The 26,845-nt window shown below is 46.1% G+C and carries 17 protein-coding genes and 2 pseudogenes; 7 read left to right on the top strand and 12 right to left on the bottom strand.

The genetic code is table 11. The features are described 5' to 3' along the window. Positions 1-43: 43 nt before the first annotated feature. From ST37_RS17020 to ST37_RS17010, 3 genes are all read right to left on the bottom strand, one after another. Positions 44-1,780, bottom strand: coding sequence for an ABC-F family ATP-binding cassette domain-containing protein (locus ST37_RS17020; protein WP_084888616.1), 1,737 nt, complete (start codon positions 1,778-1,780; stop codon positions 44-46). Between the two features lie 358 nt (positions 1,781-2,138). After that, positions 2,139-3,605, bottom strand: coding sequence for a protein adenylyltransferase SelO (locus ST37_RS17015; RefSeq protein WP_084888759.1), 1,467 nt, complete (start codon positions 3,603-3,605; stop codon positions 2,139-2,141). 101 nt (positions 3,606-3,706) lie between these two features. Continuing rightward, on the bottom strand, positions 3,707-4,690 hold the full coding sequence (locus tag ST37_RS17010) for a GTP-binding protein (RefSeq protein WP_084888614.1): 984 nt from the start codon (positions 4,688-4,690) through the stop codon (positions 3,707-3,709). Positions 4,691-4,862: 172 nt separating this feature from the next. Between ST37_RS17010 and ppk2 the strand changes: the two genes are divergently transcribed. Further along, a complete protein-coding gene (ppk2, locus tag ST37_RS17005; RefSeq protein WP_084888611.1) occupies positions 4,863-5,642 on the top strand; it encodes a polyphosphate kinase 2 in 780 nt (259 codons plus the stop codon). Between the two features lie 772 nt (positions 5,643-6,414). Here ppk2 and ST37_RS17000 read toward each other — a convergent pair. Continuing rightward, positions 6,415-7,338, bottom strand: a complete 924-nt coding sequence (locus ST37_RS17000; RefSeq protein WP_084888609.1) for a porin — start codon at positions 7,336-7,338, stop codon at positions 6,415-6,417. Positions 7,339-7,912: 574 nt separating this feature from the next. Between ST37_RS17000 and ST37_RS16995 the strand changes: the two genes are divergently transcribed. The 4 genes and pseudogenes from ST37_RS16995 (at position 7,913) to ST37_RS16980 (ending at position 10,895) form a co-directional block, all read left to right on the top strand. Continuing rightward, complete coding sequence (locus ST37_RS16995; RefSeq protein WP_084888607.1) at positions 7,913-8,356, top strand: MarR family transcriptional regulator; 444 nt, start codon at positions 7,913-7,915, stop codon at positions 8,354-8,356. A 455-nt stretch (positions 8,357-8,811) separates the two neighbouring features. Next, positions 8,812-9,013, top strand: a pseudogene (locus tag ST37_RS16990) (polyphosphate kinase 2); the annotation flags it as partial. A 261-nt stretch (positions 9,014-9,274) separates the two neighbouring features. Then, complete coding sequence (locus tag ST37_RS16985) at positions 9,275-10,294, top strand: metallophosphoesterase (protein WP_084888605.1); 1,020 nt, start codon at positions 9,275-9,277, stop codon at positions 10,292-10,294. A 34-nt stretch (positions 10,295-10,328) separates the two neighbouring features. Next, the gene (locus tag ST37_RS16980; protein ID WP_143698241.1) at positions 10,329-10,895 is read left to right on the top strand and encodes a hypothetical protein; all 567 of its coding nucleotides are present in this window, start codon (positions 10,329-10,331) and stop codon (positions 10,893-10,895) included. Positions 10,896-10,935: 40 nt separating this feature from the next. On the opposite strand, the pseudogene mobB reads toward ST37_RS16980, so the two are convergent. The 7 genes and pseudogenes from mobB to ST37_RS16945 all read right to left on the bottom strand — a co-directional run. Continuing rightward, a pseudogene (mobB, locus tag ST37_RS16975) lies at positions 10,936-11,445 on the bottom strand (molybdopterin-guanine dinucleotide biosynthesis protein B); the annotation flags it as partial. Further along, positions 11,442-12,026 carry a molybdenum cofactor guanylyltransferase MobA gene (gene mobA / locus ST37_RS16970; protein ID WP_084888598.1) on the bottom strand — a complete coding sequence of 195 codons (585 nt, stop codon included), beginning with the start codon at positions 12,024-12,026 and terminating at the stop codon, positions 11,442-11,444. The gene mobA and the pseudogene mobB, both read right to left, overlap by 4 nt. 110 nt (positions 12,027-12,136) lie before the next feature. Continuing rightward, positions 12,137-14,890, bottom strand: coding sequence for a heavy metal translocating P-type ATPase (locus ST37_RS16965; RefSeq protein WP_084888596.1), 2,754 nt, complete (start codon positions 14,888-14,890; stop codon positions 12,137-12,139). After that, positions 14,887-15,312 (bottom strand): MerR family transcriptional regulator, encoded by a 426-nt coding sequence (locus ST37_RS16960; RefSeq protein WP_084888594.1) that lies wholly within the window; start codon positions 15,310-15,312, stop codon positions 14,887-14,889. Before ST37_RS16960 ends, ST37_RS16965 begins: the two co-directional genes overlap by 4 nt. Before the next feature lie 150 nt (positions 15,313-15,462). Continuing rightward, positions 15,463-17,163 (bottom strand): pseudouridine synthase, encoded by a 1,701-nt coding sequence (locus tag ST37_RS16955; RefSeq protein WP_084888592.1) that lies wholly within the window; start codon positions 17,161-17,163, stop codon positions 15,463-15,465. A 117-nt stretch (positions 17,164-17,280) separates the two neighbouring features. Continuing rightward, on the bottom strand, positions 17,281-18,033 hold the full coding sequence (locus ST37_RS16950) for a hypothetical protein (protein ID WP_084888590.1): 753 nt from the start codon (positions 18,031-18,033) through the stop codon (positions 17,281-17,283). A 193-nt stretch (positions 18,034-18,226) separates the two neighbouring features. Then, entirely contained in the window at positions 18,227-20,845 is a 2,619-nt protein-coding gene (locus ST37_RS16945; RefSeq protein WP_084888588.1) for an ExeM/NucH family extracellular endonuclease, read from the bottom strand. A gap of 564 nt (positions 20,846-21,409) precedes the next feature. Between ST37_RS16945 and ST37_RS16940 the strand changes: the two genes are divergently transcribed. Together ST37_RS16940 and ST37_RS16935 are read left to right on the top strand one after the other, a co-directional pair. Next, positions 21,410-25,114 (top strand): alpha-amylase family glycosyl hydrolase, encoded by a 3,705-nt coding sequence (locus ST37_RS16940; RefSeq protein ID WP_197687478.1) that lies wholly within the window; start codon positions 21,410-21,412, stop codon positions 25,112-25,114. Between the two features lie 160 nt (positions 25,115-25,274). After that, on the top strand, positions 25,275-25,775 hold the full coding sequence (locus ST37_RS16935; protein WP_084888584.1) for a hypothetical protein: 501 nt from the start codon (positions 25,275-25,277) through the stop codon (positions 25,773-25,775). 59 nt (positions 25,776-25,834) lie between these two features. Here the strand turns inward: ST37_RS16935 and ST37_RS16930 are convergent, their stop codons facing one another. Further along, a complete protein-coding gene (locus ST37_RS16930; protein ID WP_084888582.1) occupies positions 25,835-26,692 on the bottom strand; it encodes a pirin family protein in 858 nt (285 codons plus the stop codon). Between the last annotated feature and the right edge of the window lie 153 nt (positions 26,693-26,845).

The raw sequence follows: 26,845 nt of genomic DNA, 5'->3' as shown, positions 1-26,845 counted from the left end.
GCCCAAATGAGATAGAACATTTGGGCTTTTTTTTGCGAGTACTTTATTCAAGTTGGGCTGACAGCTCGTCTATCTCTTGCTGCCATATTTTTTGCATCGCTGGTTTTTGATGCTTTGGCTTACGAACACTGTCCGCTTCAAGCAACGCTTCAAGTTCGATAAGCCGCTCTAGCTTCTGCTCTTCAGATAGCTGACCCTCAACAGCGCTTTGATTCTTAAGCTGAGCTTCATCATGAGCGTAATGTTTCTGTTTTTGATCGAACCCTCCTTCACTCATCAACTCATAGGCGTGATCGGCATCAGGTACTTCATGGAGCTGCTTGTTGTGAATCACCCAAAATCGATTGCAGCTAGATTCGATTAACTCTCTATCGTGACTGACAATCATTGCTCCGCCCTGATAGTCGTTGAGTGTTGCACTTAGCTCCTGTTTCCCATGCATATCGAGGTGGTTAGTGGGCTCATCCAGAAAGACCAGTTGATAGCGAGCCAACGATAAACCAATAAACAGTAGTCGCGCACGCTCTCCACCGCTTAATGAGGAGACAGTTTGCCCGTGCCTTGCATATTCAAATCCGGCGCTGATGAGTGCATGTTTTCGGTCATCATCGTTAATGGACGCAAACTGAATCAACGCATCGCTTAGCGAGTGATGGTCACGTAACTGTCTAAGCGATTGATCGTAATAGCCTAGCTTAATCGATGGGTGAAAACGTACTGGATCGTCTGGAACCGAGTTTACTTGCGTACAGTACTGAGAATAAAGCTGCTCTAGCAAAGATGATTTTCCGCTGCCATTTTCGCCCATAATCGCGATGCGATCGCCGCTTTTGAGCTGTTGTAGGTCGGTTTGAAACAGTTCAAAATCACTCTCTGGTGGGGTGACTAAATAGCGATTGAGCTCGAGCAGTCTGTTGGCGGGCAGCGCATCGCCAAGCAATCTGAGTGTCCATGGCGCACCCTGAGTTAACTGCGTCTGTTGGGATTGCAGTCTTACTTTTCGAGCCATCATGGTTTTTGCTTTTCGGGCTAAATCTTCGTTGTCATACACCTTTCCCCATTGTGCGAGGCGTTTGGCGCTTTTCTCAATGCGGTCGATCTCTTTTTGTTCACTGGCATGCCTTAATTCGTCAGTACGATCTCGCTCTTCGAGCGCGAGTTTGGCCTCAGAGCAAGGCAAGTCAAAGTGATAGAGCGTTGCATCTCGCATGATCCAGCTAGTGTTGGTGGTGTTGTCTAATACTCTTTGATCGTGGGAAACCAGTACAAATGCGCCTTTCCAACTACCAAGAAAGCCTTCAAGCCAGAGCAGTGAAGGAAGGTCTAAGTGGTTACTTGGCTCATCAAGCAGTAACAAGTCAGGTTGATTAATGATTGCTCTTGCAAGTAGCAACCTCATTTGCTGACCACCGCTGCAACTGTCAACTGACATAGCTTGCTCACGAGGATCAAAGCCAAGTTCATTGAGCAAGCGCTCTGCTTGCCATTCTTGCATAGGGTCCGTTTTGTCGCACAGAGCTTGTAAGACACTTTGGCCACGTAATGTGTCGGGTAAGTGCTGCTCTACGTAACTGACGATGCAATGTTTTGCGACGGAAAGATGGCCTAAAGTGGGGTCACTTTGGCTTGCGAGCAGTTTAAGTAGAGAACTTTTGCCGCATCCGTTGTGGCCAATAAGCCCAATTTTGTCGCCTGTCGATAAGGTGAAACTGACATCTTCAAATAGCGGTGCGCTAGAATGAGACAGTGCTAAGGATTGTGCTGATAATAATGTATTCATAATAAACTCAAGAGTTTAGGGTGCGAGGCACCGTTGTCTATGCTGACAATAATTCACGAGCTTGAGGTGAGACCTCTAGGTGGGATTTGCCCAAATATATCGTTCGCTCAAGCTGAGATTATCGCAGTGCGATATCAAAAACTCTTGAGCGAGTGTCTATACCAAACAGGCGTGGGTTGATGGAACACCACAGCGACATAATAGACCTCCTTTTCTTGTTATTCATGTCCGTGACAAGAAGTCTATCGTTTGTCGTCATAAAAAGGCAAGCATAGTACCTATTTACAATGTAAATCTGCGAGTTGCCGTGTGTGAGGTCGCGCAACGAGTTTCAGCGCTTATGGCTGCATCAAGTGACTTAAGATGAGCAGCTAATCTCTATATCGGCTGCCCAGCCAGGGGGTAAATTCGCATAATGTTGGTTGTGGGGTTGTTCGTCATAGGGGCGTTTTAGCAGCTCTGCTAATCGATGAACTTCACTAAAATCCCCCGCTTCGGCGAGACTAATGGCTTGCTGAGCTAAGTAGTTTCTAAGTACATACTTGGGGTTGTGTGCACGCATAGATTGACAACGCGCAGCGGCATCAAGGTTTTTCCCTGGCTCATCAACGTTGTGTTCACAGCGTGCTAGGTACTCTGTCAACCATTGAGAGATAGCGTCTTTATCGATAAATAGGTCGGTAACTGGAGTTAACCCATGCTGGTCGATATGACTAAGCTCGCGCATAAATCGAGTATAGTCGGTGCGCTCTTTTGTGAGGATATCCAGTAACGAGCGAACTCTGTCACGATCGTCTTGTTGCCAATCGACCAATCCAAGCTTTAATGACATTTGCTGATCAAAGTAACCATGATACAGCGTAGAGAATTGCTCTAGGGATTGCTCAATATCCTGTTTGTCGAGTAAAGGCGTTAATGCATAGCCCAGTGCACTTAGATTCCATAGAGCGATACTGGGTTGTCGATAGAATGAATAGCGACCTTGATAATCGGAATGATTGGGAACGAACTCGGGGAAGAAGCCGTCCATAAAGGCGTAAGGCCCAAAATCGAAAGTTTGGCCCAATATCGACATATTGTCGGTATTCATTACCCCGTGGGTAAAGCCTTTGGTTTGCCAGTGGGCAATCATCAACGCTGTGGCATCAATGATACGCTCGAACATCGCCAGATGGGGTTTTTCTTGGTGAGCACATTCGGGCCAGTACCACTGGATCACTGTGTCGGCGAGTAGATGTAAATGGTCATTTTGCTGAGTATAAAAAAAGTGCTCAAAATGGCCAAAGCGAATATGACTTTCCGTTGCCCTAAGTAACATGGCTCCGGTTTCTTGTTGTTCGCGATAGACCGGAGTGTGACTACTAAACATCCCAAGCGCGCGAGTCGTAGGAACGCCGAGGCCGGCCAAGGCTTCACTGCCTAAGTACTCACGAATGGTCGAACGAAGTACCGCGCGGCCATCTCCCATCCTTGAGTATGGCGTCAGTCCTGCGCCTTTGAGGTGTATGTCAAAACAAGTTCCATGCTGATCGGGCAATTCCCCTAATAGCATACCTCGGCCGTCACCAAGATCTGGGTTGTAACTGCCAAACTGGTGACCGGCATACTTCATGGCCACAATGGGGTGCTCAGCGGTATTGAGTTCTCCCAGCAAAAACTGCTGCAACTCACCAGTGGGCTCTGTGCTTGGCAGACCTAATTGAGAGGCAAGTTCGCCGTTCCAAATCAGCCACTGACATCCCTCCAGCGGTTGTGGAGTGACGCGGGTGTAAAACCCATTAGGTAAATTAGCGAAGCGGTGTTGGAAGCGATCCAAAGCAGACATAAGCGCAATATCGTCGAGTGAAAGTAAATTCATTGTAACGATATTGTTGCGATTCGCCTATGCCTCTGCTTGAGTCTTTTTGTGTTTACGTAAAATCGCAGCTACAGCGAGACTAACTGACATAACGTTTGTTCAATCTCTTCCCAATTGAGTACTGCAGGGTGGATAAGCTCAAGACGTGTTTCAAAGCCTTCGAGCGTTATTGGCGTAATGGTGATCATACCTTTGGCATTGTTGTAAGAGAAGCAGCCCTCATCGGTGTTTATAACGCCTTTAATCCGCTCGCATTGAAGAGCTGATAGAGCATCAAACAGGGATTGATACGGAAACACCAACTCCGCCCCAAATACCCAACCACAGCTGTAGTAGCCTTGAGCTTGATTTTGCTTGCGGATATATCGCTGTTGCGGAGTTAACTCAAACTGCGGCTGTTGCTGCGCGTGCTCATGATGGTGATGATTGTGCGGATCCTGTGAATGCGCCGCGTCTTCGTGGTTTCTCGTCATCTCTAGTAAGGAAAGGGGCAAATTGCCATACTCACAGAACTGGTAGTGTTGCTTAGGTGGCGTTTGCGCCTTGGCCCATTGTTCAAAGCGTTGACGATCTTGCTCGGTCGCTTGATCGGCTTTATTGGCGATGACGATATCTGCAACCGACAGTTGCTGGTTAAAGTTGTCATTTTCTACATAGCGCGGAATGCTTAAATGTTTAGCTTCAACCAAGGCAATGGTCGCATTGAGCGTGAGGTAGGGCGCAAATTGTGGCGATTCTAATAGCGCAATAATCTCTTTTGGGTGTCCCAATCCGGTTGGCTCGATAATCAGCCGGTCGGGTTGTTGGCGCAGCAGTGCAGTAAGTGCGACCGACGTGGGCACTCCTGCGGCGCAGCACATGCAGCCCCCAGGCACTTCTTTGATTAACGCCCCAGAGTCCGATAGCAATGCTCCATCTATGCCTACTTCACCAAACTCATTAACTAACACCGCCCATTTTTCGTTCGAGGGCTTGGTATTGAGTAAGTTTAAAATAGTGGTGGTTTTACCGCTGCCTAAAAAGCCAGTAATGATGGTAGTAGAGATAGTCATAGCAATCGTGTTTAAGGGGAAGATAAGGCACTGTACCTGTTTGTTACTGGGGTTTAAAGTGTTCTGCTGAGCCTATTTTCGATGAGATAAGGTGCGCACAAAATTGATTGCTGCAACAGGCTAAACACAGTTCTAACTGCTAACATATTGAAAAGCCAAGGAGGAAAGGCGTATGGGAAATAAGTTAGACAAAAAGTTGTATGAGAAGGAATTGGCCAAGCTTCATGTCGAGCTGGTGAAGCTGCAACAGTGGGTGCAGCAAGAAGGTCTTAAGGTCGTGGTCTTGTTTGAAGGGAGAGACGCTGCGGGTAAAGGGGGAGTGATCAAACGGATCACCGAAAAGCTCAACCCGCGTATATGCCGAATTGCCGCGCTTCCTGCACCGACAGAAAAAGAGAAAACCCAGTGGTATTTTCAGCGCTACGTCGCGCATTTACCGTCCGCGGGTGAGATCGTGTTATTCGACCGCAGTTGGTACAACCGAGCCGGTGTTGAAAAGGTGATGGAGTTTTGTACGCAGGAGCAATACGATGAGTTTTTGCGCTCATGCCCTGAGTTTGAACGTATGTTGCAACGCTCTGGCATTATCTTGATTAAGTATTGGTTCTCGGTCTCCGATGAAGAGCAAGAAAAACGTTTTTTGGAGCGTATAAAAACACCGGTGAAACGATGGAAATTTAGTCCGATGGATCTGGAATCTCGTAATCGCTGGGCCGAGTATTCCGAAGCAAAGGATAAAATGTTTGCTTATACCGATACCAAACACTCTCCTTGGTGGGTGGTCCCGTCGGATGATAAAAAGCGTGCTCGACTTAACTGCATAAGTCATCTGCTGTCGCAGATTGACTATAAAGATATTGAATACGACACCATCGATTTGCCTGAGCTGAATAAGGAAGGTTACATTCGAGCCCCTATTGAAGAACAAGCGTTTGTGCCTCAGAAGTATTGATGCATAATTTCAAATCAGGATACACGTGAATGGTCCTTATTGAGATAGCTCTTATGCAGTACTAAGCCCATAAAAAGGTTGCTTTATTATCTCCTGACGAATTCGTGCTCACTGTAGCTAGCAGCAACTAAGGCATGTCATGAGTGTTCGTCAGTTTGGTGTTTTTATGTAACTCGAGGAGTCATCCACTGGAGGCATGTTCGTGTGTGGGGCTACCTCTTTTCTCAAAACCAACGTACTGTGAAACTTAGGGTTTCAACCTTTTATTAAACTTAATTTGGCGTGGTATGCAATAGGTTCTTGAGTTTCTATATTAGGATTGTGTATTCGCCTAAAGTGTCATGATAATGGCCGATATTATTGCGATTGGTATTTATTGTTATTTAGGAAGCGGTGGAAATGGTACTTTATCGAGTAATGCAATAAGCAAAAAACTGTGCCATCCATGGCACGTAGCCCAAAAATAATATTGAGCAAAAAAAGTGTTGGACAAATAACCTATCCATAGGTTAGAGACATAGGTTCGCAGGTGAATATTGGTTCTGCAAGTCAAAACCAAGATTAAAATTTAATAAGGGATCAGTAGAAGTGAATTTAGCGCAGTAAGAAAAGATAGACTAAATTAATCCTTTACTCATTCCTCATAGGAAATGTACACCACATAAAAAATAAAATGCTTCATCTAACATTGCTAAACTAGAGAGTTAAGCAACGTTAAGCGATGAAGCATTAAATATAAAGGGTAATTCTAATTAAGCATTAAACAGAGTAATTAGAATTCAGCCGAAATACCGATTGCGAACGCAACTGATTCGCTCTTAGCGTCATCGTTGTTAAACCCAACTTCAGTGTAAACCGTTGTATTTGGAGCGATGCCGTAGCCTGCGTTGATAAAGCCTTCTGCGAATGAAGATTCACCTTCAGGGCTAACGTTAGCTACACCTGCTGCGAAAAGCCATGCGTCTAGTGAGTAATCTGCACCGAATGCAACAGTGTCTCCACCACGAGTATTGTCTGAATCACTTACGTTGTAGTAACCTAGCTCAACATTTAGGTTATCTAGAGCGTAGCGACCTTCTAGAGCAAAGATAGACGCTTTGTTGTCTTTGTCGGTCATGTCTTCTTGACCCGCGAACGCGACGAAGTCAAAGTCAGCTACACGCACACCAATTTTAGCGTCAATTAGTGTACCGTCTTCATTTCCAGGCGCGTTATCCAGACCATGGTTTTGCATTAGAGCAACACCACCATAGATAGTGCCAGAATCCAACTCATAGCGCAGTACTTGAGTACCGCCAAAGTCAATGTCACTTACTGCTGATGTCAAACCGTACTGATAATCAGCACCAATGCCGATGTCGTCTAAAATAGTTGCTGTCTTACCAGCAAGCAACGTACCGTAAGTTTTAGAGTACAAACCAATGAACGCATCGCCTAGAGCAGCGTCGCCACCAGTGCCGTCAAATTCCCAGAAGCCACCGATTGAAAATTCTTCGTTTACAGCAAAACGAGTATCAAAGCTAAAATCGGCATCGCCAAGTTGTTGTACTAGCGTTGAGTCGTCAAAGTCATTGCCGTAGAAAACTTCGATGCTACCACCTAGATTTACAGAAACATCGTTTTGGTTGTATAGCTCAATTGCGCTAGCAGAGGTTGTTGCTGTCATAACAGCGATAGCGATCAGTGCCTTTTTCATGATAAGGAATACCTTTTTGTATGTTAAATAGGGTTTTTGATTTTCATATTGTGTGAATTGCACCAATGAATACATCGGCCAACCCGTTGTCGATAGAGTTACCTTGCTGATCACACGTTATTTTGTCAAAAAGAGCCTGAAAGTGGTTTATTTGGGCTGGGGGATGATTTTAGCGCCAGTCTGTGACTGCCTTCACAGTGAGATCTAAAAATAAATAAACACGACAAATCAAAAATATAAGGCGTTATAAAATCACAAAGTTTTTATTTATCAGTAGTTTAATGCTATTAAAAAAATAAACAAAAATTGATTTTGAGCGCGGGTATGTGACTTACTTCAAACTAAATTATGGGTAAATTTTACTATGATTATATTTTTTAAGTATTAATTTTATAGGTATGTGAGTTGGTATGTAAGTTGGTATGTAGGGATTGGTTTTAATATCTTGATCGAGGTTTAACTGTTTAGGGAAAGGGTAAGGTTTTTAGTGCATTGTGGTGACGACTATTGGCACTCGCATTTTCTTTCCCCATAGTGGTAAACTTGCTGCAGTGGTATCTAAAAGGAGAGGGTTGTGCAGTCAAGTCCAGCTTTTCAAATGTATCGTGTAGTGCAGGAATATAAGGACATAGTGTCAAAATCGTACGATACAAAATTTTCGCTCTTTGAGCATTTTGTACTTCATCACATTGAAAGTACCCAGAAAGCGGGTTGCACTCAGTACGAAATTGCGAAGGTGATGCATGTCTTACCTGCGAGAGTAAATCCAGTGATTAAAAAGCTGGAAAAAGAAGGGTATGTGTTTATTACTCATGATGAATCTACGATGCGACTTAAAAAAATAGTGGTTGCGACAGCTAAAGGTCGAGAAATCATTGATTATGTAACAGACCAAGGAAACTTTGCCATTGGTTATCCTAATGTGCCAGAAAGCAACAAACACACAGATTATTTAGTATTCAAAAGATTCTTAGATTACATGTATAGGAAGATTAGTGACCATAGAAATGGTAATTAGTTATATTCATTGTCTAAAAATAGGTGCTCTTTGTTTTGACGTGAGTAGTTGTGATGTTGTTTTATTTAGGATTTGATGTTAGTTAAGGCGGGTATTCATCTCTATTAAGGAAGGTTATTATCTAGCGCCATGGTCCACCGCTTAATTATAGGCCAGAGTTAACTATGAACATATTGACGGCCTATCTTAGGGTTAAAAAATAGCCTTTATTTCTCGGTATATTAGACGAGCAAACGCTGGATAAATAAAATTTAAACGCACCGTTCCGCTGTGCAATAGCAAGCCTTAGTTTCTATGTAGATAAAAAATAGATGTTTTACTGTCGCGTTCTTGACGTGTGTTGCCACACGCAATCAAGCGCAAATTGTGTAATAGAACCGACGCCATTTATGGATAATTGCGGCAGATCTGTGTGATGCGCAGGCTCGTCGGCGGCAATGGCGATTATAGTTGGTTCACCGACTGAAAAAGAGAAAACCCAGTGGTATTTTTCAGTGCTATGTCGCGCATTTCCCGTTGGCGGGTGAGACGGTGTTATTCGACCGAAGTTGATGCAATCGGGCCGGTGTAGAAAAGGTAATGGAGTTCTGCACGCTGAAGCAATACGATGAGTGTGTGCGCTCATGCCCTGAGTTTGAACATACGCTGCAACACGCGCACTCTAATTGAAGAGCAAGCTTTTGTGTGTAAAAAACATTAATTAATTATTTCAATGAGTTACCTTGGGTCTTTTTGTTATTATTGGTTACTGTTTTGCCTAGTTTCAGTACAGCGCTACCTCTCTAAAGTTGCTACTATCGCACCCCAAAATTAACCCACGGTCACTGTAAATATGCAGTGGTCGTGATTTGTCGTGCGTGCTATCCAGATTGGTGACTTAAGCCGCCCGATGATTTATCAATTGGAGTCATTTTCGCTTTGAAACGACGCGACTTTCTTAAGGGTATGTCAACGCTTCCTGTTATTCTCAGCCCTCTTGTTATTGGGTGTAAATATATACGTGATGAGGCAAAAAACACAGCACATTACTATCTAGAACCCGGTGAAGGCAACTTCGGTTTAGACCGCTATTTTAATCCACTCAGTGAATTATTGCCGCTCCCCAATGACACCATAAATTTGGTCATTTTGGGGGACTCAGGTATGGGTAATGCTGAGCAGCAGAGAGTGGCGGATAACATCGCTGATTATCACGCACTGTATCCAGTGGACGCTATGATCCATACGGGCGACATTATTTATCCAGACGGAATTTTGGATGCCCAAGATCCCCAAGCGTACACGAAGTTCGAACATATCTACGCCAACCCAGCGCTGACAAAATCTGATGGCAGCTACATTCCTATGATTGGATCACTAGGCAATCACGATCATTATGGGAACCCACAAGCACTCATCAATTTCGCGAACCGACATAGTGAAGTACTGGCGATGCCTTCGCGTTTTTTTAAAGTCACTCAAACTCAAATCAGTGACAGTAATTTAAGCGTCGATATCTATGTCTTGGATTCGTATCCGTTTATTAAAAACCGCTATTGTCTGGACCAAATCGCTTGGCTGGACAAAGAGTTGCGTGAATCTACAGCCGACCACAAAATCATTGTCACCCACCACCCAATACGTGTGTATGGACAATATGAAGACAATCAATATCTGATCGACACCATTGGTGCATTAGCGAAGCAGTATAACGTGACCCTTTGCGCGGCTGGGCATGATCATCACTTGCAGCTGATAGAAAGCTTTGACGGCACAACCTATATGGTGAGTGGCGGTGGTGGTGGCTCTTTACGCAAATCAGGAGTTGGCGATGGCAGCATTTTTTCCGCTCCTCAATACGGAGCAATTGCGATGCAGATTTCTAGTGAGGGTGTGCGTTACATACCGATCATCGAGTTTGACCAAACCTATCCAGATTACGCGTACTACCAGGGGTAACATGAAGTCTATTAGCATAATGTGTCTGGCGGCAATGGCTAGCATAACCCCTGTGATCACTCAGGCTGAGGTGAATCGCTATCTAGAGTATGCGGATCTTGGGCTGTTGGTGGCCAATGAATCAAAAATGTCTAGTCAGCACCCTGTTCGCATGGACATGGCTTTAAAAAGTGCGAATTGGAATGGCCTGTATCTATTGCCCAAATATCAATACGAAGCGACCTCGTTAGAGCAGATTGACTATTCGTTTAGTAAATTCACGCTGCTTATGGGCTATCAGTATGACGGTGAGCGTTGGTCATTTGGGTTTAATGCAGGTCCAGTCAGGGGCACCGAAGACTACGGATTTTCACACTATCAAAGTCTTGGAGTGACTGGCAATCTCTACACTGGATATCAGCTGAGTTCTGATTGGCGTGGAGCGTTCAGTGTTGAGCCATTGGGTTGGCGTGATGGGCTAACGACCTACACCAATTTTGATGTGATCCACACGCTCAGCCGCCATATTGATATACGAGGTACTGTCTCTATCCATATGCGCGATCTTGAGTTCGACGATAAGCAGCTTCTTGTGGGCGTCGCCGGTCGATACCGTTTCTAGTGCAGCGGTGTTATTTGCGCTTTAACGCTGAGTGTTGCGATACGTAATCCACCACAAATTGTGCAATAGAATCGATATCATCAATCGCTAACTGCGGCAGGTCTGTGCGTTGCACAGGCTCGTCGGCAGCAATGGCGATAATCGTTGGATCGCTTACGTGCAGCCACGGCTTTTCCAGTTCCGTTCTATGAAGCTCTATTTTGGGAAAGGATAGATGCTTATAGCCCTCGACAAGAATCAGATCCAACTGTGTGACATCAAAGCGAGAAAGTAACTCTTCAAAGCTGGGCTCTTGCTGAGGTGTTTCAACCATCATTGCGTATCTATTTGCAGACGCTATTAGCATTTGAGCGGCTCCTGCTTTACGCAGCCGATAGCTGTCTTTACCAGGCTGGTCGATGTCAAAGTCGTGGTGAGCGTGTTTAAGCATGCCAATTCTTAGGCCTGCAGAAGTTAACTTAGGCAGCAGTTGCTCAAGAAGGGTGGTTTTTCCGGTTCCTGAATACGCAGCAAAGCCTAGTATGGGCAGTGTGTGGTCATTGGTTATCATTTTTTTTGTCCATATTCAGAAAGTTGCTGCGGCGTATTAAGGTTGATAAAACAATGCGTAGCATCGCTAAAGTCGACGTAACCGACCTTACACTCTTGATAGAGCAAGCGAACTTTACGCTCTCCTCTTTCAAGAAATTGGTTGAGCTTAGGAAGAGCATTTTGATGATACATGCAAAAAACCGGCTGCTGATGTTTGCCGTCATGAGCGACTAAGACGTCGACATCATCAGAAATTTCGCGCATGAAGCGCTCAACGTAATGATCGCTAAGGTAAGGGCTATCACAGGGCACAAAGCCAACCCAATGAGTGCTTGATTGGGTGAGTCCTGCATGGATGCCGCCTAGCGGCCCCGGATATCCCGATAGCTCATCGGTGAAAACCGGGGCTAACTGGCGATACTCATCGAGGTTACGATTGGCATTGATGCTAATGCGATCGGTTTGGAGCGATAAACGATTGAACACATGATGTATCATAGGGATGCCTGCCAGCTCAATAAGGCCTTTATCTTCGCCTCCCATACGCGTGGCTTGGCCTCCGGCTAAAATAACCCAACTTACAGGGTGTGGATTTGGCATTAAAGTTCTCAACCGTCTGACAGCGTTAGTATTTGGCACAGTGTAATCGCAGCAAGCAACCTCGACAAGCCAGTTAGGCGACCGATTCGCCGCCTATTGTGTCTAATGAATTAATTTGCACCAGAACGTGACTCGGGGTTAACAAGCCTGAGCCTATTGGCATTGCTGACTACCGTAATTGACGACAAAGACATTGCGATGCCAGCGACAATTGGGTTAAGCAACATACCCGTAATTGGGTACAGCAACCCCGCAGCGATAGGAATGCCTAAGCTGTTATAGATAAACGCCCCCCACAGATTCTGTTTAATGTTGCTGAGTGTCGCTTTACTGATGGCTATTGTGTGCGAAATGCCATTGAGTGAGCCTCGCATAAGCGTGATGTCGGCACTTTCGATGGCGACATCGGTTCCTTGGCCGATGGCAAATCCTACGTCCGATTGCGCAAGAGCAGGGGCATCATTGATCCCATCTCCAACCATTCCGACCACTAATCCCTGTTGCTGCAAGCGCTTAACCCAGTCGAGCTTATCTGAGGGCATTAAACTGGCATGGTATTCATCAATATTGACTTGCGTTGCCACTGCCTTCGCCACTTCTGGCGTGTCTCCGGTAAGCATGACGACTTTGACACCGAGCGCCTGCAATTGAGCAATGGCTTGTTTGGAATCGGATTTGATGGGGTCGCTAATTGCAAACTCAGCCACAAGTTGGTTATCTATCGCCAAATAGACATGGGTATCGCTAGGATGATTAGCAAAACAGTGACCTTTGGTGCTGTCGACACCAACTTGTGCCATTAGAGTCTGATTGCCTAGCGAAATGCGGTGCTCATTCCAATGGGCTGTTAAGCCCAACCCAGCAACCGCTTGAATGTTTGAAAGAGTAAGGTTGGTGGTGGCTTCATGCGCACTATAACTAAAAGACTTGAGGCAATCGGCAAGAGGGTGCGACGACCCTATCTCCATTTGATACACCAATGTCAAAATCTGTTTTGGCGTGGCGAGCTCACTGGCGTGTAAATAATGGTGTGTCACGCTAGGTTTACCCTGGGTGATCGTGCCGGTTTTGTCCATGATCACCACATCTATCTCACTGGCTTTTTGCAATGCATCCCCATTACGGATCAGCCCACCGACTTCGGCAGCTTTGCCGATACCAATCATCGTCGAAATGGGCGTGGCTAATCCCAGAGCACAAGGGCAAGCGATGATTAATACCGATGTAGCGGCGACCAAAGTATTGACCAGTACAGGCTGCGGTCCAAACAGAGCCCAAGCGACAGCGGTGATAATCGCGATGGCAATCACTATAGGGACAAATATCGCCGACACTTTATCTGCCAACTGACTAATGGGTGGTTTTGAATTTTGCGCTTTGGACACCATGTCGACAATATGCGCTAGCAACGTGTCACGGCCAATTTTAGTGGCCTCGATGGTGATGGAGTGATCGCCATTAACAGTGCCAGCCGATACGTTATCTCCTGTCGATTTGCTGACCGCAATTGGCTCACCCGTTAACATGGACTCATCAATATTGGTGTCCCCATTAAGTACAATGCCGTCTACGGGAATGCGCTCGCCATTACGGATCAGAATCTGGTCACTCACCTGCACATCGTCTATGGGAGTGAGTTGAGGCTCGCCATTGGCATCGAGGACCATCGCGGTTTTGGCTTGCAAGTCGAGTAGGCGATTGATCGCTTTAGATGTTCGACCGCGCGCTTTTACCTCAAGAGCTTGTCCCAAGTTAATGAGACCTATGATCATCGCGCTTGCTTCAAAATAGAGATGACGAGAGTTGGCGGGCACGAGTTCTGGAAATAACACCACGAACATGGAATACAGCCACGCCGATGAGGTGCCAAGGGCAATCAAGGTATCCATGTTACTGGTTCGATTTTGCAGTGCACTGATCGCGCCAGTAAAGAAATGCTTCCCTGCAACCCACATGATGGCAAGGGTGACAAGTCCCACAAAGAACCAAAGAATGCGCGAACTGGTGGTAACAAGAACCATACTACCATCGACGAACATGCTGGCCATGAGGATCAGCCCCAAGCCTGTCCCTAGTGCGGCGTTGCGCAGTTTATGCTTGTATTCATCCTGTATTGCTTGCTCTCGTAGCTCTGCAGATTTTGCTTCATCGACAATCGGCGATGCGTCATATCCGGCCTTTTCGATAACCTGCTTGATACGAGTAGAATCAAGCTCGGTATAGACAGTGGCGGTCCGATTACCAAAGTTGATGGCAACGTCTTCAACCCCTTCGACTTTGTTTAATGCATTCTCGATAGTTCTCACGCAACTTGCGCAGGTGACACCCGACAAGTTGTATCGCAAGTAGGATTGAGTGTTTGGTTGCTCTGATTTTTCTGCTTGAGAGTCACTGTCTGGAAGAGAGTTGGTTTGGTCTTGATTAGGTACGATTTTTTTAACCGTTTCAACTGCGCTGGAAGTCGCAAGGTAATTTAAGTCATTAAGACGCTCAGACAGTTGTGCTCGGCTAAGCGACGACTCAATCGTCACCGTTTTGTCCGCGACATTTACCGTAACCTCTGCACTCGCATCGTCTTCTAAAATGGCATTAGTGAGTTTTTTCGCGCAGCCACCACAATTAACATTTTGAGTGTCGAATTGATGCTGCTGATTATCCTGATGACATAAGCTTGCGCGGTAACCCACCTCTTCAATAATGGCGATGGTTTGTTGTGGTGCTAGGTGAGTGGTCAATACTGCAGATTGTTTATCCTCAGCGGCTGCTAATTCTAATTGGGGATCGTGCTCAAGGAGCGCTTTGTGAGTCTTGTTCACGCAGCCCATGCACGACCAACCACTGACATTCAATTGATACTGGTTCATAAGTTGGTCTCCTTGCTGGTGTCCGCCCAAGATTCGATTAAACAGCAAATTGATTCACCATTTGGCGTTGAGTCAGGCTCTTGCGCCCACTGTGCTTTGGTCTCTTGCAGCATGGCCAAATGTGTTTTCATCTGCTCTATTTGAGCTTTGGTTTGTTCTATGTGCTGCAGCAATAACTGACGGACGGTTGGACAGGGAGATTGCCCCTCATTCGCTGCGTCGATGATTTGCTCTATTTGATTTAAGCTGAAACCAATTTCACGCGCTTGGTGAATAAACTTGAGTCGCTGCAACGCCGCTAAGTCGTATTCTTTGTATCCGTTGTGCGGGTTTTTCGTTGCCGTCAGTAAACCACGTTTGGTGTAGTAACGTACGGTGTCCGTTGGTACGGACGCTTTTTTGGCGAGTTGAGAAGTGAGCATAATGGCAATCCACTGTTACATCATGACCTAAGCATAAAACCTTGGAGTAGCTCCCAGGTCAAGTGAATTGCACTAAAAACTTTCTATGCTGTCGGCACTACAATAACGCTCACTTCTTTACGATTAAGAATCTTGGCCCAATGGGTTAGTTTAAAAGTCCGCTTCTCGACAAAAGTTCATCCACTCCTGAGTGATGGGATGGGTAAACGCCAGCTGCTCTGCGTGCAAATATAGGCGATCACTTTTTTGTCCATACAGTGCATCGCCAACGATCGGAGCATTCAATCCCTCTTTGTGGGCGCAATGAACACGTAACTGATGAGTACGTCCTGTGTGAGGTTCGAGCGCGACTTTGACATAGGTATCGACGTGCTCCAGCACTGAAAAATGAGTCAATGCTGGCTTGCCGTCTTGGCTACTGACCATTTGGCGTGGCAAATCATAAGGATCAGCACACAGCGGCAAGTCGATTTGACCATTTTGTTCTGCTAGCTCACCTTGCAATAACGCGACATACCGCTTTTTGACTTCTCGGGTAATGAACTGTTTCTGCAGGTGTTTGTTAGCGCGTTGCGAAAGTGCAAATACCAGCAGTCCCGACGTTGCCATGTCGAGTCTATGCAGCACAAACACTGTATCGGCATTTGGACACAATGCTTCAACGCGTGTTTTGGCGCTGTCGGTGATTTTTCTCCCCGGTACCGATAGCAACCCATCGGGTTTATGGATCACGATAAAATGCTCATCCTGATGGATCACTTCGATGGATTTATGCTGCGCTGGATTTTCTTCCAATGGATCTGGGTCAACCTCTAGGCCTAGTAACATGTGCCCCAGAATTGGATGACACTTACTCATGCATGACGGGTACACTTGCTTGTGGTGGCGAATTTCAGATTTAGGCGAGTGTCCCCACCAAAATTCGGCCATGGCAATTGGCGTTAAGCCCTGCGCATAAGCGTATTGTAGGAGTTTAGGTGCAGCGCACTCGCCAGCTCCTGCGGGCGGCACTTTATAGGCGGTATTGGCAAAGATTTGGTTTAAATCTTTGCATTCACCCTGCGCATTAAGAAACGAATATTGAGCAAAGAGTTTATGCTGCAGTCGATGTGACTGCTCGGCTCTAGCTTGCCGAGCGTGTTCCAAGTTTTGCTGACACTCATTCACTTGAGACTGAATGTGCTCTGTCTTTTGCTTCCAATCCGCTTTTAGTGTCGCCAGCGCTCTTTTTTCTACAATGCTTTGCTGCGCCAACTGCTGATTAAGTTCCTCAATGGCTTGCGGCTGTTGAGACGTTTCAGCGAGGCGACGCTGCTGCTTACGCTCCGCGCGACTGATCACCATGTTTGCTTGTAAAGTAGAAATCTCGCTTTTGGCTTGCTGCTCGATAGTGGATAGCTTAGAAAGCAGATCTGGCAGTGTAGGGTCGGCTTCCAGCTTGTTTAGCTTGGCGTGCAATGCGTTAAGCGTGTTCATCTCCTCTGCAAAAAAGCTCGTTTCATCCAGCATGTCGTAAACAGGAGGTACGAACCCTAAGTGGTGATTACTGTTATCAATCTTGCCAGAAAAGCCCGACAAATAACCCACTTCACCTTGTGCGTTTTTTACTATTAGCACCCCAAACATTTTTCCGCGCGAACTTAGTTGCGTATCACTTAAATCGCCGCTCTCAGAAAGCGCAAATAGAGTGTTCCACTTTTTGTTCGCTATTAGTCTTTGCTGCAAGTGTTGAGAGGCTAAGACCGCGATATCATGTGGCTGATAATAAAAAGGGAAAGTAAATCGCTTTGGCAGCTCAATAGAGTCAGAGCGCAGAGGGAAAAACAGTGTATCGAGAGTGGGGGTCGGCATGAGAGTACATCGCGCAGAATGCAGTGGGAGTCTGCGCCTAGGATACCGAATCGGCTAGACGATTGCGACTAGAGCTGAAGGTGATGCGCCCACACCTTTGGATGTGGGCAGACAATCTTATTTAAACTGGTATTTGTAGCCTAAGCTAAAGCGCTCTTCTTGACCGTAAGAGTTATCTTGAATAAAGGTATACGCGGTGAGGCTATGTTGGTCGGTAACTTGGTAACCAAACCCACCACCAAGCCAGTAACCACTGTAATCATTACTACCTAGTGTACCCGCACCAAACATGGTGAAGGTCAAATTCGTGGTTAAAGGTCTAAGCGCAACCGCACCAAGGTATCCGGAGTGACTGGTTTGTGGGATCATTACGATTGGATTGTCTTGCGAGGTGCTAGAGTTAAAACATTCGCCGCTGGTGTCAGAGCTATCACACACAACTTTTGCGTCGTTGTAGGTATAACCGGCCATAGGGAATATTTGGAAGCCACCAGGGGCAAATCCAAAGTAAGACAACGGCATAAATGTCCCAACGCTATAATTGGTCTGTGTTGTGCCGTCGGCAAATTCATTCTTTCCAAAATTAAAATTGACTATCCCTACGTCGAATAACCAAGAGCCACCGACACGCCACTGTGAGGCATCTTCGTTAAGTGAGACATTGATTTTTCGTACTGGATCAAACGCCAATGAACCAGAAAACGTCCATTTGTCGTTATTGCCTTGGTAGTTATCTGAGTATGATACACCCATTTGTGTCGTAACACGGGTTGGGTCATCCGCCAACTTTTGATTGTCTTCCTTGGCTTCTGCCGCTTGCGCTAGGCTGGATAGCGGTATCATCGCCAATAGAGTCAGTGTTTTTTTCATTATATTTGCTGCGTAGTGGACTAAAACTCGATCATTGTCACAAAAATTAATTGATACTGTCAACTTGCTTAAGTGAGGATCTGTTAAAGGAAGACGGTATTACCATAATGGATTAGAAAATAAATGGATTAGAAAGTAAAAAGGTCCCTAGCGTTTAGGGACCTTATTGACTTTTGGGCTGCAGCGCTATTGGTTAAGCGAGGTTACGTCTTCGCAATCCTATCAACGCGATAAGACCAAAGATCACTCCCCATCCCATTGATGCGCCACGTTTATAAATTTGCAGCTCGACAACGGCAGGATCGTGGTCCGAAGAGCGGTAAATATCTGAGTATTTAGGTAAGTCTCCAGTGTATTGACCGCTGTATGCAAACAGACTCGATTCCGCACCATTGATGTGCCATTCAGCGGCATCAACGACTCGATTTTTAAGAGATTTGCTGACCAAAATATGGTCCAAAGCACCCACTTCGTCGTTGTACGAGTAGCTCCAACTTTCGGGTTGCATCATTTCAACCGCATTGATGTAACCGTAATGGTGGTCAATCACTGCCCCCTCGTCACCAAACTGAGGCTCATCGCCAATGTAGGTGTTTCTTGCAGCTCGAATCTCTTTGCCATATTGACCCATGGTGTAATCGGTTAAGATAAGCATTGGGTCTTCTTTTGCGTAAGAGTTGAGATCGCCCAGTATCACTTTATACGAGCCGCCGCCTTTTAGAGCTTCGCCTAAGGCAACAGCCGCTGCAACGCGAAATGCTTCACACGAGCCTTGTTTATCAGGATCTTGTGAAGCTTGACCACCTTCCTCTACGGGCGCAACGTCTTCCCAACACGAAGAGCCTTTCGATTTAAAGTGATTGACCGCGACAGTAATACGTTTTTTACCACCCAATACTTGGAAGGTGGGCGCGAGTGCATCACGTTGGTAATTTTTGCCACTTTCCACCTCTTCGCCGTCAATGATCACCGCTGGGGCATCTTGGCGTGGCATGACGATCACGTCAGTTTCAAGCAGTTTTACCGCACTTGGTTTGTAAATAACGCCGACTGCAATCGCATCGGTTCCCACCGAGTCAAGCGCATCGAATTCATCATTAAGGTTCGAGTCGACGGCTACGTACTCATAATGATTATCTTCGTCGTCAATAATGGCATTGAGTTCGGTCACGAGTTGCTCGATAGCCGAACCTTCTCCAAAGCCGTTATTTTCAATCTCCATTAGACCAACAATGTCGCCATCTAGGCCTTTTAGAGCTTGAACGATTTTATGCTGTTGCAGTGCAAACTCGTCATCACTGTAAGCACCTCGATTACTGCCAAACTGATTGTCATTTCCACCAAATGGAGAGTTGAAATAGTTTAGGACATTAAAGGTCGCAATACGCAAATCACCTGCGGCCACATCTGGCTCATCTAAGCGAGGCTGATTATGAACAAAATTATCCTTCGACAGTGTATTGGTGACAATTAGACGGTAATCGTTGTAACTGTAGGTGATCACGCCTTGAGCTCCAGTGAGGGTGTCGTCTATACGAATATAATCATCGGCAGAACCATCCCCATCATCATCGTACAGGCCGAAATCGGGATAATAAGGGATCACGCCGTTGGGTGCTTTGGTGTCAGACTCAATAAACAATCGGCGATCATCATTTTCAGCTTGTACTAGGTTTGCTTCTAGCGATCCAGCAGGGTGTAGCTGATTAGGCTGCATATTGACGCGCTCGTGGGCCACGACCATGTTGTTGCGATAGGCGGCGTAATCGAAGCCAAAGGTGCGAGAGACACGCATGTCCAAAGTTTGATCGAGTTCGACCAACATACCTTCATAGCGTTCTAAGGTTTGCTCAAAGCTTTGATCGGTATCGAGCACTGAGATCGCAATAGCTTGCGGCGCTTCTTGGCGGTCTAATGTGACCCATTTGTCGTCATCAATTTTTAGCTGCGTAAGGTCGTAGTATTCCTGTACTTTGCCATAGGCGCACACAACGTCACCGGGGCTCAGTTCGCTGACATTCGCTTGGGTTGAGACAAACAGACCTTCTGAGGTATTTGGATCATTGTCGTCGACTAAGGCGTGTAAATAAAACCCTTTAGTGAGCCCACTGGTAACTGCCGATACGACACCTTTAACGTAAAACTCTTGTGACGACTCGTAGGGGTAGCCATCGACGTAGGGAGAACTGAAACCATCCCCTTGCAATGTTTGGATATCGGTAAATACAGGCTCTAAATCATTGTCCAGGCAATTAAAGGCCGTCGGTGCAGTGGCTGCGCCTAACTTGCCCAAATCATTACTGATGTCCTTACCTAATTGGAGCCATTGACTTGCATCATAGGTGCTTGATGGAGTGAAGTACTCTGACAATCTTACTAAGGTTACGTCTTTACCAAAGTTAATGTCGCCCATAACGCCGACAACATCGACCACGTCGCCATTGCTGTCGAGCAATGCAACAGGATCATCGCCGTTAAAACTAATGACGCTGGTATCGGTTAAGTCGGTTTCTGATTGTATGGCCGCGTTCGCATCGGTGTGTGAAATAACCAAAACATCGCCCGCCGCAATGGAATAGCCATTGAGGCTTAGCACGTTATCCCACGTGCCACCGCCATTGACGGACTTAGCTAAAGAATAGTTGTCGAGAGTAATGTCACTTTCGGTTGGGTTTGCGAGTTCAATTGATTTATTAAAACTGCCACCTTCTATGTACTCTGAAATAAACACAAAGTGTGGTGACGAACCGTAAGCAGGGAGCGCGGCAATCGCGGCAATGATACTGCTGGTCAATAAGGGCTTTCTGAACATGATTGATTTCCTTTTCCAATCTGAACAATGAATGAAAGTAGTGAGCTACTTAGACAGTGCTAATGAAGTATGAGCACGTGTGATCCAAGTCTTATTGGGGAATGTTAAAGGTGTAGTTTTTGCTGTTCAAAATGTGACCAAAATCCGTTTCTACCGTTCAAAAACAAACCCTTTCCGCAATACCAACGTGGGGAGTAATTGGCTAATTGAAATTCGCCTTTTTTATGAAGCAGGTTGACTATTCTCATATATGAGAGCTTACTTTGTGATAGCCGAATAATTGGTGCGACAGCCGGTAAAAGCGAATGAGTTGCTGGTCACATTCTGTACAGTGCATATTTTGCTTGAGAGTAATCCAATATTGTACAAATGGGTATCTACCTCGCATTTTGTAGACCCTACAAAACGTTATAAAAATCATGTTTTTAATAAAGAAATGCTAAGAAACCGCTTTTTATTTAGCAAATCAGCATTTAACCCTTTTATTTGCAAAAAAACCGTCAATTTCGTTGCTACATTGAGGTGTGAGAAAAATACACGTCAATGTCAATGGAGGACAACAAAATGTCAAAACCAAAGGCGGCTTGGACAGGGGTAGCAGCAGCGATCACCCTAGCGCTAGGCTTGAGTGCTTGTAAGCCAGATAGTCAACTTGATCATTATTTAGATAGAGACGTTAAAGATGACGTTTTTTACTTTGTGATGCCCGATAGATTCCACAACGGTGATACCGATAACGACCAGGGCTATATTGGTGGTGGTCGCGAGGACCACGGCTTTGACCCTACGCATAAAGCTTGGTACCACGGTGGGGATATGCAAGGACTGCGAGCTAAGCTTGACTACTTAGAAGACATGGGGGTGACGGCAATATGGATGACCCCGATTCTTAAGAACAAAGCGGTACAAGGAGAAAGCTCGGCGTATCACGGATACTGGACACTCGATTTTACGCAAATAGACCCACATTTGGGGAGTAACGATGATCTTCAAGCGCTGATTGATGACGCTCACGACAGAAACATCAAAGTCTTCTTTGACATCATTACCAACCACACTGCTGACGTTATCAAATACGAAGAGTGTCACGATGTCGATGGTCGTTTTCAGGAGGGCTTAACCACTTGTGAATATAAGTCGCTTGAGCAAGTCGCGGCCGGTGATACCTACACGCCGTTTATTCCCGCAGGAGAAGAGTACGACAAAGTGCCAGAATGGTTGAACGATCCTAAGTACTACCATAATCAAGGTGACAGCACATTCTCGGGTGAAAACTCGGTCTATGGCGACTTTGTTGGATTAGACGATATCAACACCGATGACCCTGAAGTGGTCGCAGGTATGATCGATATTTTTAAAAACATTGTGTCTGAATTTAAACCAGACGGTTTTAGAATCGATACCGTAAAACACGTAAACATTGAGTTTTGGCAGGAGTTTGCGCCCGCGATTGAAGCGCATGCACAGCAAGAAGGCATTCCACAATTCTTTATGTTTGGCGAAGTGTACGACGCCAATCCACAAAATTTAAGCAAGTTTACGACTGTTGGTCAACTGCCCTCAGTGCTCGATTTCGGATTTCAAGGCGCTATGCGATCGGTGGTTGCGGATCAGCAGTCCCCCGTTGCACTACGTGATTTGTTTATCGCAGATGACTATTACAACGATGCGGACAGCGACGCGAGTCGTTTAATGAATTTCGTGGGTAACCACGATATGGGACGCTTTGGATTTTTCTTGGGTGGCGAGGATACCGCCGAGAACTTGGAAAAAACCAAATTAGCTCACTCAATGATGTACTTTTTACGCGGCGTACCCGTGGTTTACTACGGCGATGAGCAGGGCTTTACCGGTGATGGTAACGATCAAGATGCTCGAGAGAATATGGACCCATCATTAGTCGATACTTACAACGACAATCAGCTCATCGGAACGTCTGCGACGACCGCTGATGCCAATTATGATCAGCAGCACCCTATTTATAAACACCTTAGCAAGATTGCCAAAATCTATCGCGAGCATCCTGTATTACGAACCGGGATCCAGATCGAACGCTACGCCGAAACCGAAGGTGCTGGCCTCTATGTGATTAACCGTGTCGATCCTCAAACTGGTGAAACTTATCTAGTGGCAATGAATAACGCCAGCGACGCTCAGAGCTTAACTCTGGAGACTCAATTTAAAAAATACGATGTGGTCTACGGTGGAAAACGTGCCGGCAAAGTTCGTAGTGGAGAGCTGCAACTTCAGGTTGGCGCGTTGGATTTTGTGGTGTTAAAAGCAAAAGGCGCTGCTGAAGTTTCGCCAACATCCTCTTTGTCAGTCACAGGGTTAAGTGATGGTGACATTGCCAGCGGTAGCATCGCGCTATCGGTCGATTTAGACGCGCTTGCCTCGACGCCACTTCCTATCTACCAAGTTAACTTCGCCTATCGAGCCAATGGTGGTGAGTTGGTGCCTATCGCCACAGATATGACCCCCCCTTATCAGCTATTTTGGGATGTCAGCGAGTTTGCTGATGGTACTCAATTAGAAGTAGAAGTGAGCACCAGTAATGCTGATGGTGTCTTTGCCCAGCAGTGGGTGAACGCGCTGGTGGACTCTCGAGTACCTACAGATTTAAGTGTTACCTACCAAAATGGCAATGATCGATCCATTGCGTACGCAATCAACCAAAGTGGACGTATGCAAGGTCCTATCGAGCTTAACCAGGGGCAGTTTAAGTTGGAATGGCTGCAGTCAGATCAAACTCAACTACTGGTCTTTGGCGATTACTCGGAACCTTTCTACGAGTTGGACAAACCTTTAATCATTACTCGCAATCAGGTAGTGAGCTTGTCTGATGAAAATGATTCGGCGGAGCTTAGCGCCAATTTATTCCTTAACCATGAAGGCGCATTGGCCAAAGAAGACAACTCCAGCGCTCAACATGCGATAAGCATTGATTTACTGAGTGCGGTGGATCTCCCAATTGGCAGTGATGTTAACTTGCGCGGCGGTCTAAATGGGTGGGGTGCAGATCCTATGGAGTACCTAGGTCAAGGACATTATCGTGTCAGCATTGATGTGTCTGCCGGTGACATGGAGTTTAAGTTTGCGGACAGTAACTGGAGCCCGCTTAATATTGGTGGTCCAGTGACAGAAAATGGTTTGTTGATGTCGTCAAACCCGAGCAATTTGGTGAGCACACTCGAGGTTGGTGGACTGACTGAGTTTGTGCTGGTGGTTGCCGATGAAGATGGGGATGGTGTGCAAGATTATCTATTGCCGTTGATACGTCCAGATTTTGGGCCGCTTGGGGAAGCGATGTACTTGCGTGGAGACCACAATAGCTGGGCGGCAGACGCTCCATTAAGTTATTGGAGTGATGGGCTTTATCGTCATCAAATTGTACTGGATGCTGGAAACACTCAATTTAAGTTAGCCAATAGCGATTGGAGTCGTCAGTTGTCGGCACCGTCTGAATTGGTTGAGTTAGATAAGCCGGTATTATTGACCAGCGCTGAGTCTGGAAATGACCAATTTGATGCACCCGCTGCCGCGTACTACGACTTTACGTTTACGCCTATTGGCGACAACTTAGAGTTACTGGTTGAGCAAGGTGCAAGCTTAGGCGAGGATTTACCGACGTTTGATGTTCCGGTGTTTGTCCGTGGCGAGCTAAACGGTTGGTCTACCCAAGACGAGCTTAAGTATATCGGTCAAAATCGCTATCAACTGGATGTGGTATTAGGGCCGCAATCGGATGGTAATGGTGATGGGGTCATTGAGTTTAAGGTGGCGGATGCCGATTGGGCATCAATCAACTTTGGTGGCACTGCTGTAACCCCAGGTGAGCAGCAGGAACTTGTTGATAATGGGGGAAATCTAACACTAGCAACACCGGCAAGTACTACAGCCTATCGCGTTACCTTCAATGCGACAGATACCTCCGCGCCAAGCTTGAAGGTCGATGAGTTACAAGCTCTTATCGTACATTATCAACGTCAAAACGCTGATTACGATGGCTGGGGACTCCATGTGTGGGGAGATGGGGTAAATCCTGCTAGCATTCCTACATGGACACAACCCATAGCGTTTAGTGGGGTTGACTCATTCGGCCAATACGCATTGATTGAGTTGGATGATCCCACTGCGCAAGTTGGATTCATTGTGCATAAAGGGGATGAGAAAAACAGCAGTGATGACTTGTTCCACGTGCCTGAGACTGACCTAGAAGTGTGGATACTAGAAGGTGATGGCACCATTTACGCCGATCCTGCGCCGTAAATTCTACCCTCAACCTTTGTTGGTTACTTCAAATAAGGCCGTTCATTGATAATGAGCGGCTTTTTTTCGCTCGTAAAGTGATGATTTCTCAGCGACATTGATGATCGTACTAGGGGCGCGTTTCGTATACATGGTGACTGATTCATTTTAGGAAAAAACCATGATTACAGTGGTCGTTGAAGACAAAATGCAAACCGATTATCAATACTGCTTAACCGAGCCTAAAGGTCAACATTTTGCACCAGATTTTGACCCTCACCTTACCCCTAAACAGATGTTAGCTCTGGGCGTGTTTGGCGGGAAGTATTTGACCGATTGCCAAAATGAGTTCCCTAAAGATTGGTTTGAGCAGGCGCGCATAAGTCCAGACATTAAAGATACCTCCCTTAACTATTTTGGTGTGGATGCATCCCAACCGTTGGCTGAGTGGCAACGAAAAGGGTGGATACACCCACAAGATCCTCGAGGATGGTTTCAGTGGTATTGCCGGTACTATATGGGGCGCAGAACTGAGGATGATGCAAGACAAATCAAACGATGGAAGAGCTTTCGACGTCATTGGAGTGCGGTGGTCAAGAATTGCGAGCCCTTCGACCACAACTGTCGTAAAAAACAGCGTCAAGCCTTACTGCACTGGGCGTATGACTCAACGCGCATTTAATCAATGGTGATCTCAAATCACTTAGCCTCCTACGACGTTGCTAATCAGTGCGTTGCTATTCAGTAAGTTTCGAATACGCCACTGTTGTAGTCCTGAATCGTTTGTTCGATTTCTTGCATCGTGTTCATGACAAACGGGCCATAATGAACGACGGGCTCGTTGATGGGCTCGCCACTTAATATCAATACCCCTGATGGAGCATCTGCAGATTGCAAAGCCACTGTATCGCCAGCTGATAGCACCGCCAGCTGACCTTGTTTGATTGTGTGGTTGTCCATATTCATCTCGCCTTTGTAGACAAAAAGCAGCGTATTGTGGCTCTGTGGCACCTCAAACTGTAACGATTGCTCGGTTTGAGGTGCCCAATCGGCAACGGTAGCTTCGGCGGCTGTATCGGTTAATGCAGCTTGGTGGGTTTTACCCTCCACGCTAATTTCGCCTGCAAGTAATCGTAACGGACTATTTTGCTGCTCATGGAGCGGCACTTCTACAATGGATTCAGGCTGAAAGTCTTTATACTTTGCCGGCGTCATTTTGTGGCTAGCAGGCTGATTGATCCATAACTGGAATCCGTGCAGTTTACCATCGGTCATAATGGGCATTTCACTGTGTATTACCCCTCGTCCCGCCGCCATCCACTGTGCGCCACCACCTCGCAGCTCACCTACGTTGCCCATATGGTCGCGATGCTGGAAGTGGCCGTGCTTCATGTAGGTGAGCGTTTCAATACCGCGATGTGGGTGCGGAGGAAATCCACCGACATAATCTTTTGACTGATCGGATTTAAGTTCGTCTAGCATTAAAAAGGGTGAGAACAGGCTGTTTTGAAATCCTGCCACGCGCGAAATCTTAACACCGTCACCATCGCTGGTCGGGTGGGCTGCAATCAGCTGTTTTACCGTTCTAAATAGAGTCATGTGTATCTCCTTAGTTGCAGTGAGTATAAAATGAGTGGTAATGAGTCGGTAGTCGGTAAGATTTATCAAGATGGTCAAAAAATTTGATGTAGTTTTGAACAAAGGGCCATTGTTGCTAGGTGAAAAGAAAAAAAACGCCACACAGGGAATGGT

The organism is Vibrio sp. qd031, assembly GCF_002100145.1.
In the GTDB taxonomy this organism is placed as follows: domain Bacteria; phylum Pseudomonadota; class Gammaproteobacteria; order Enterobacterales; family Vibrionaceae; genus Vibrio.
The sequence above is the reverse complement of the archived record's forward strand: the minus strand, read 5'-3'. Positions and strand labels throughout refer to the sequence as shown.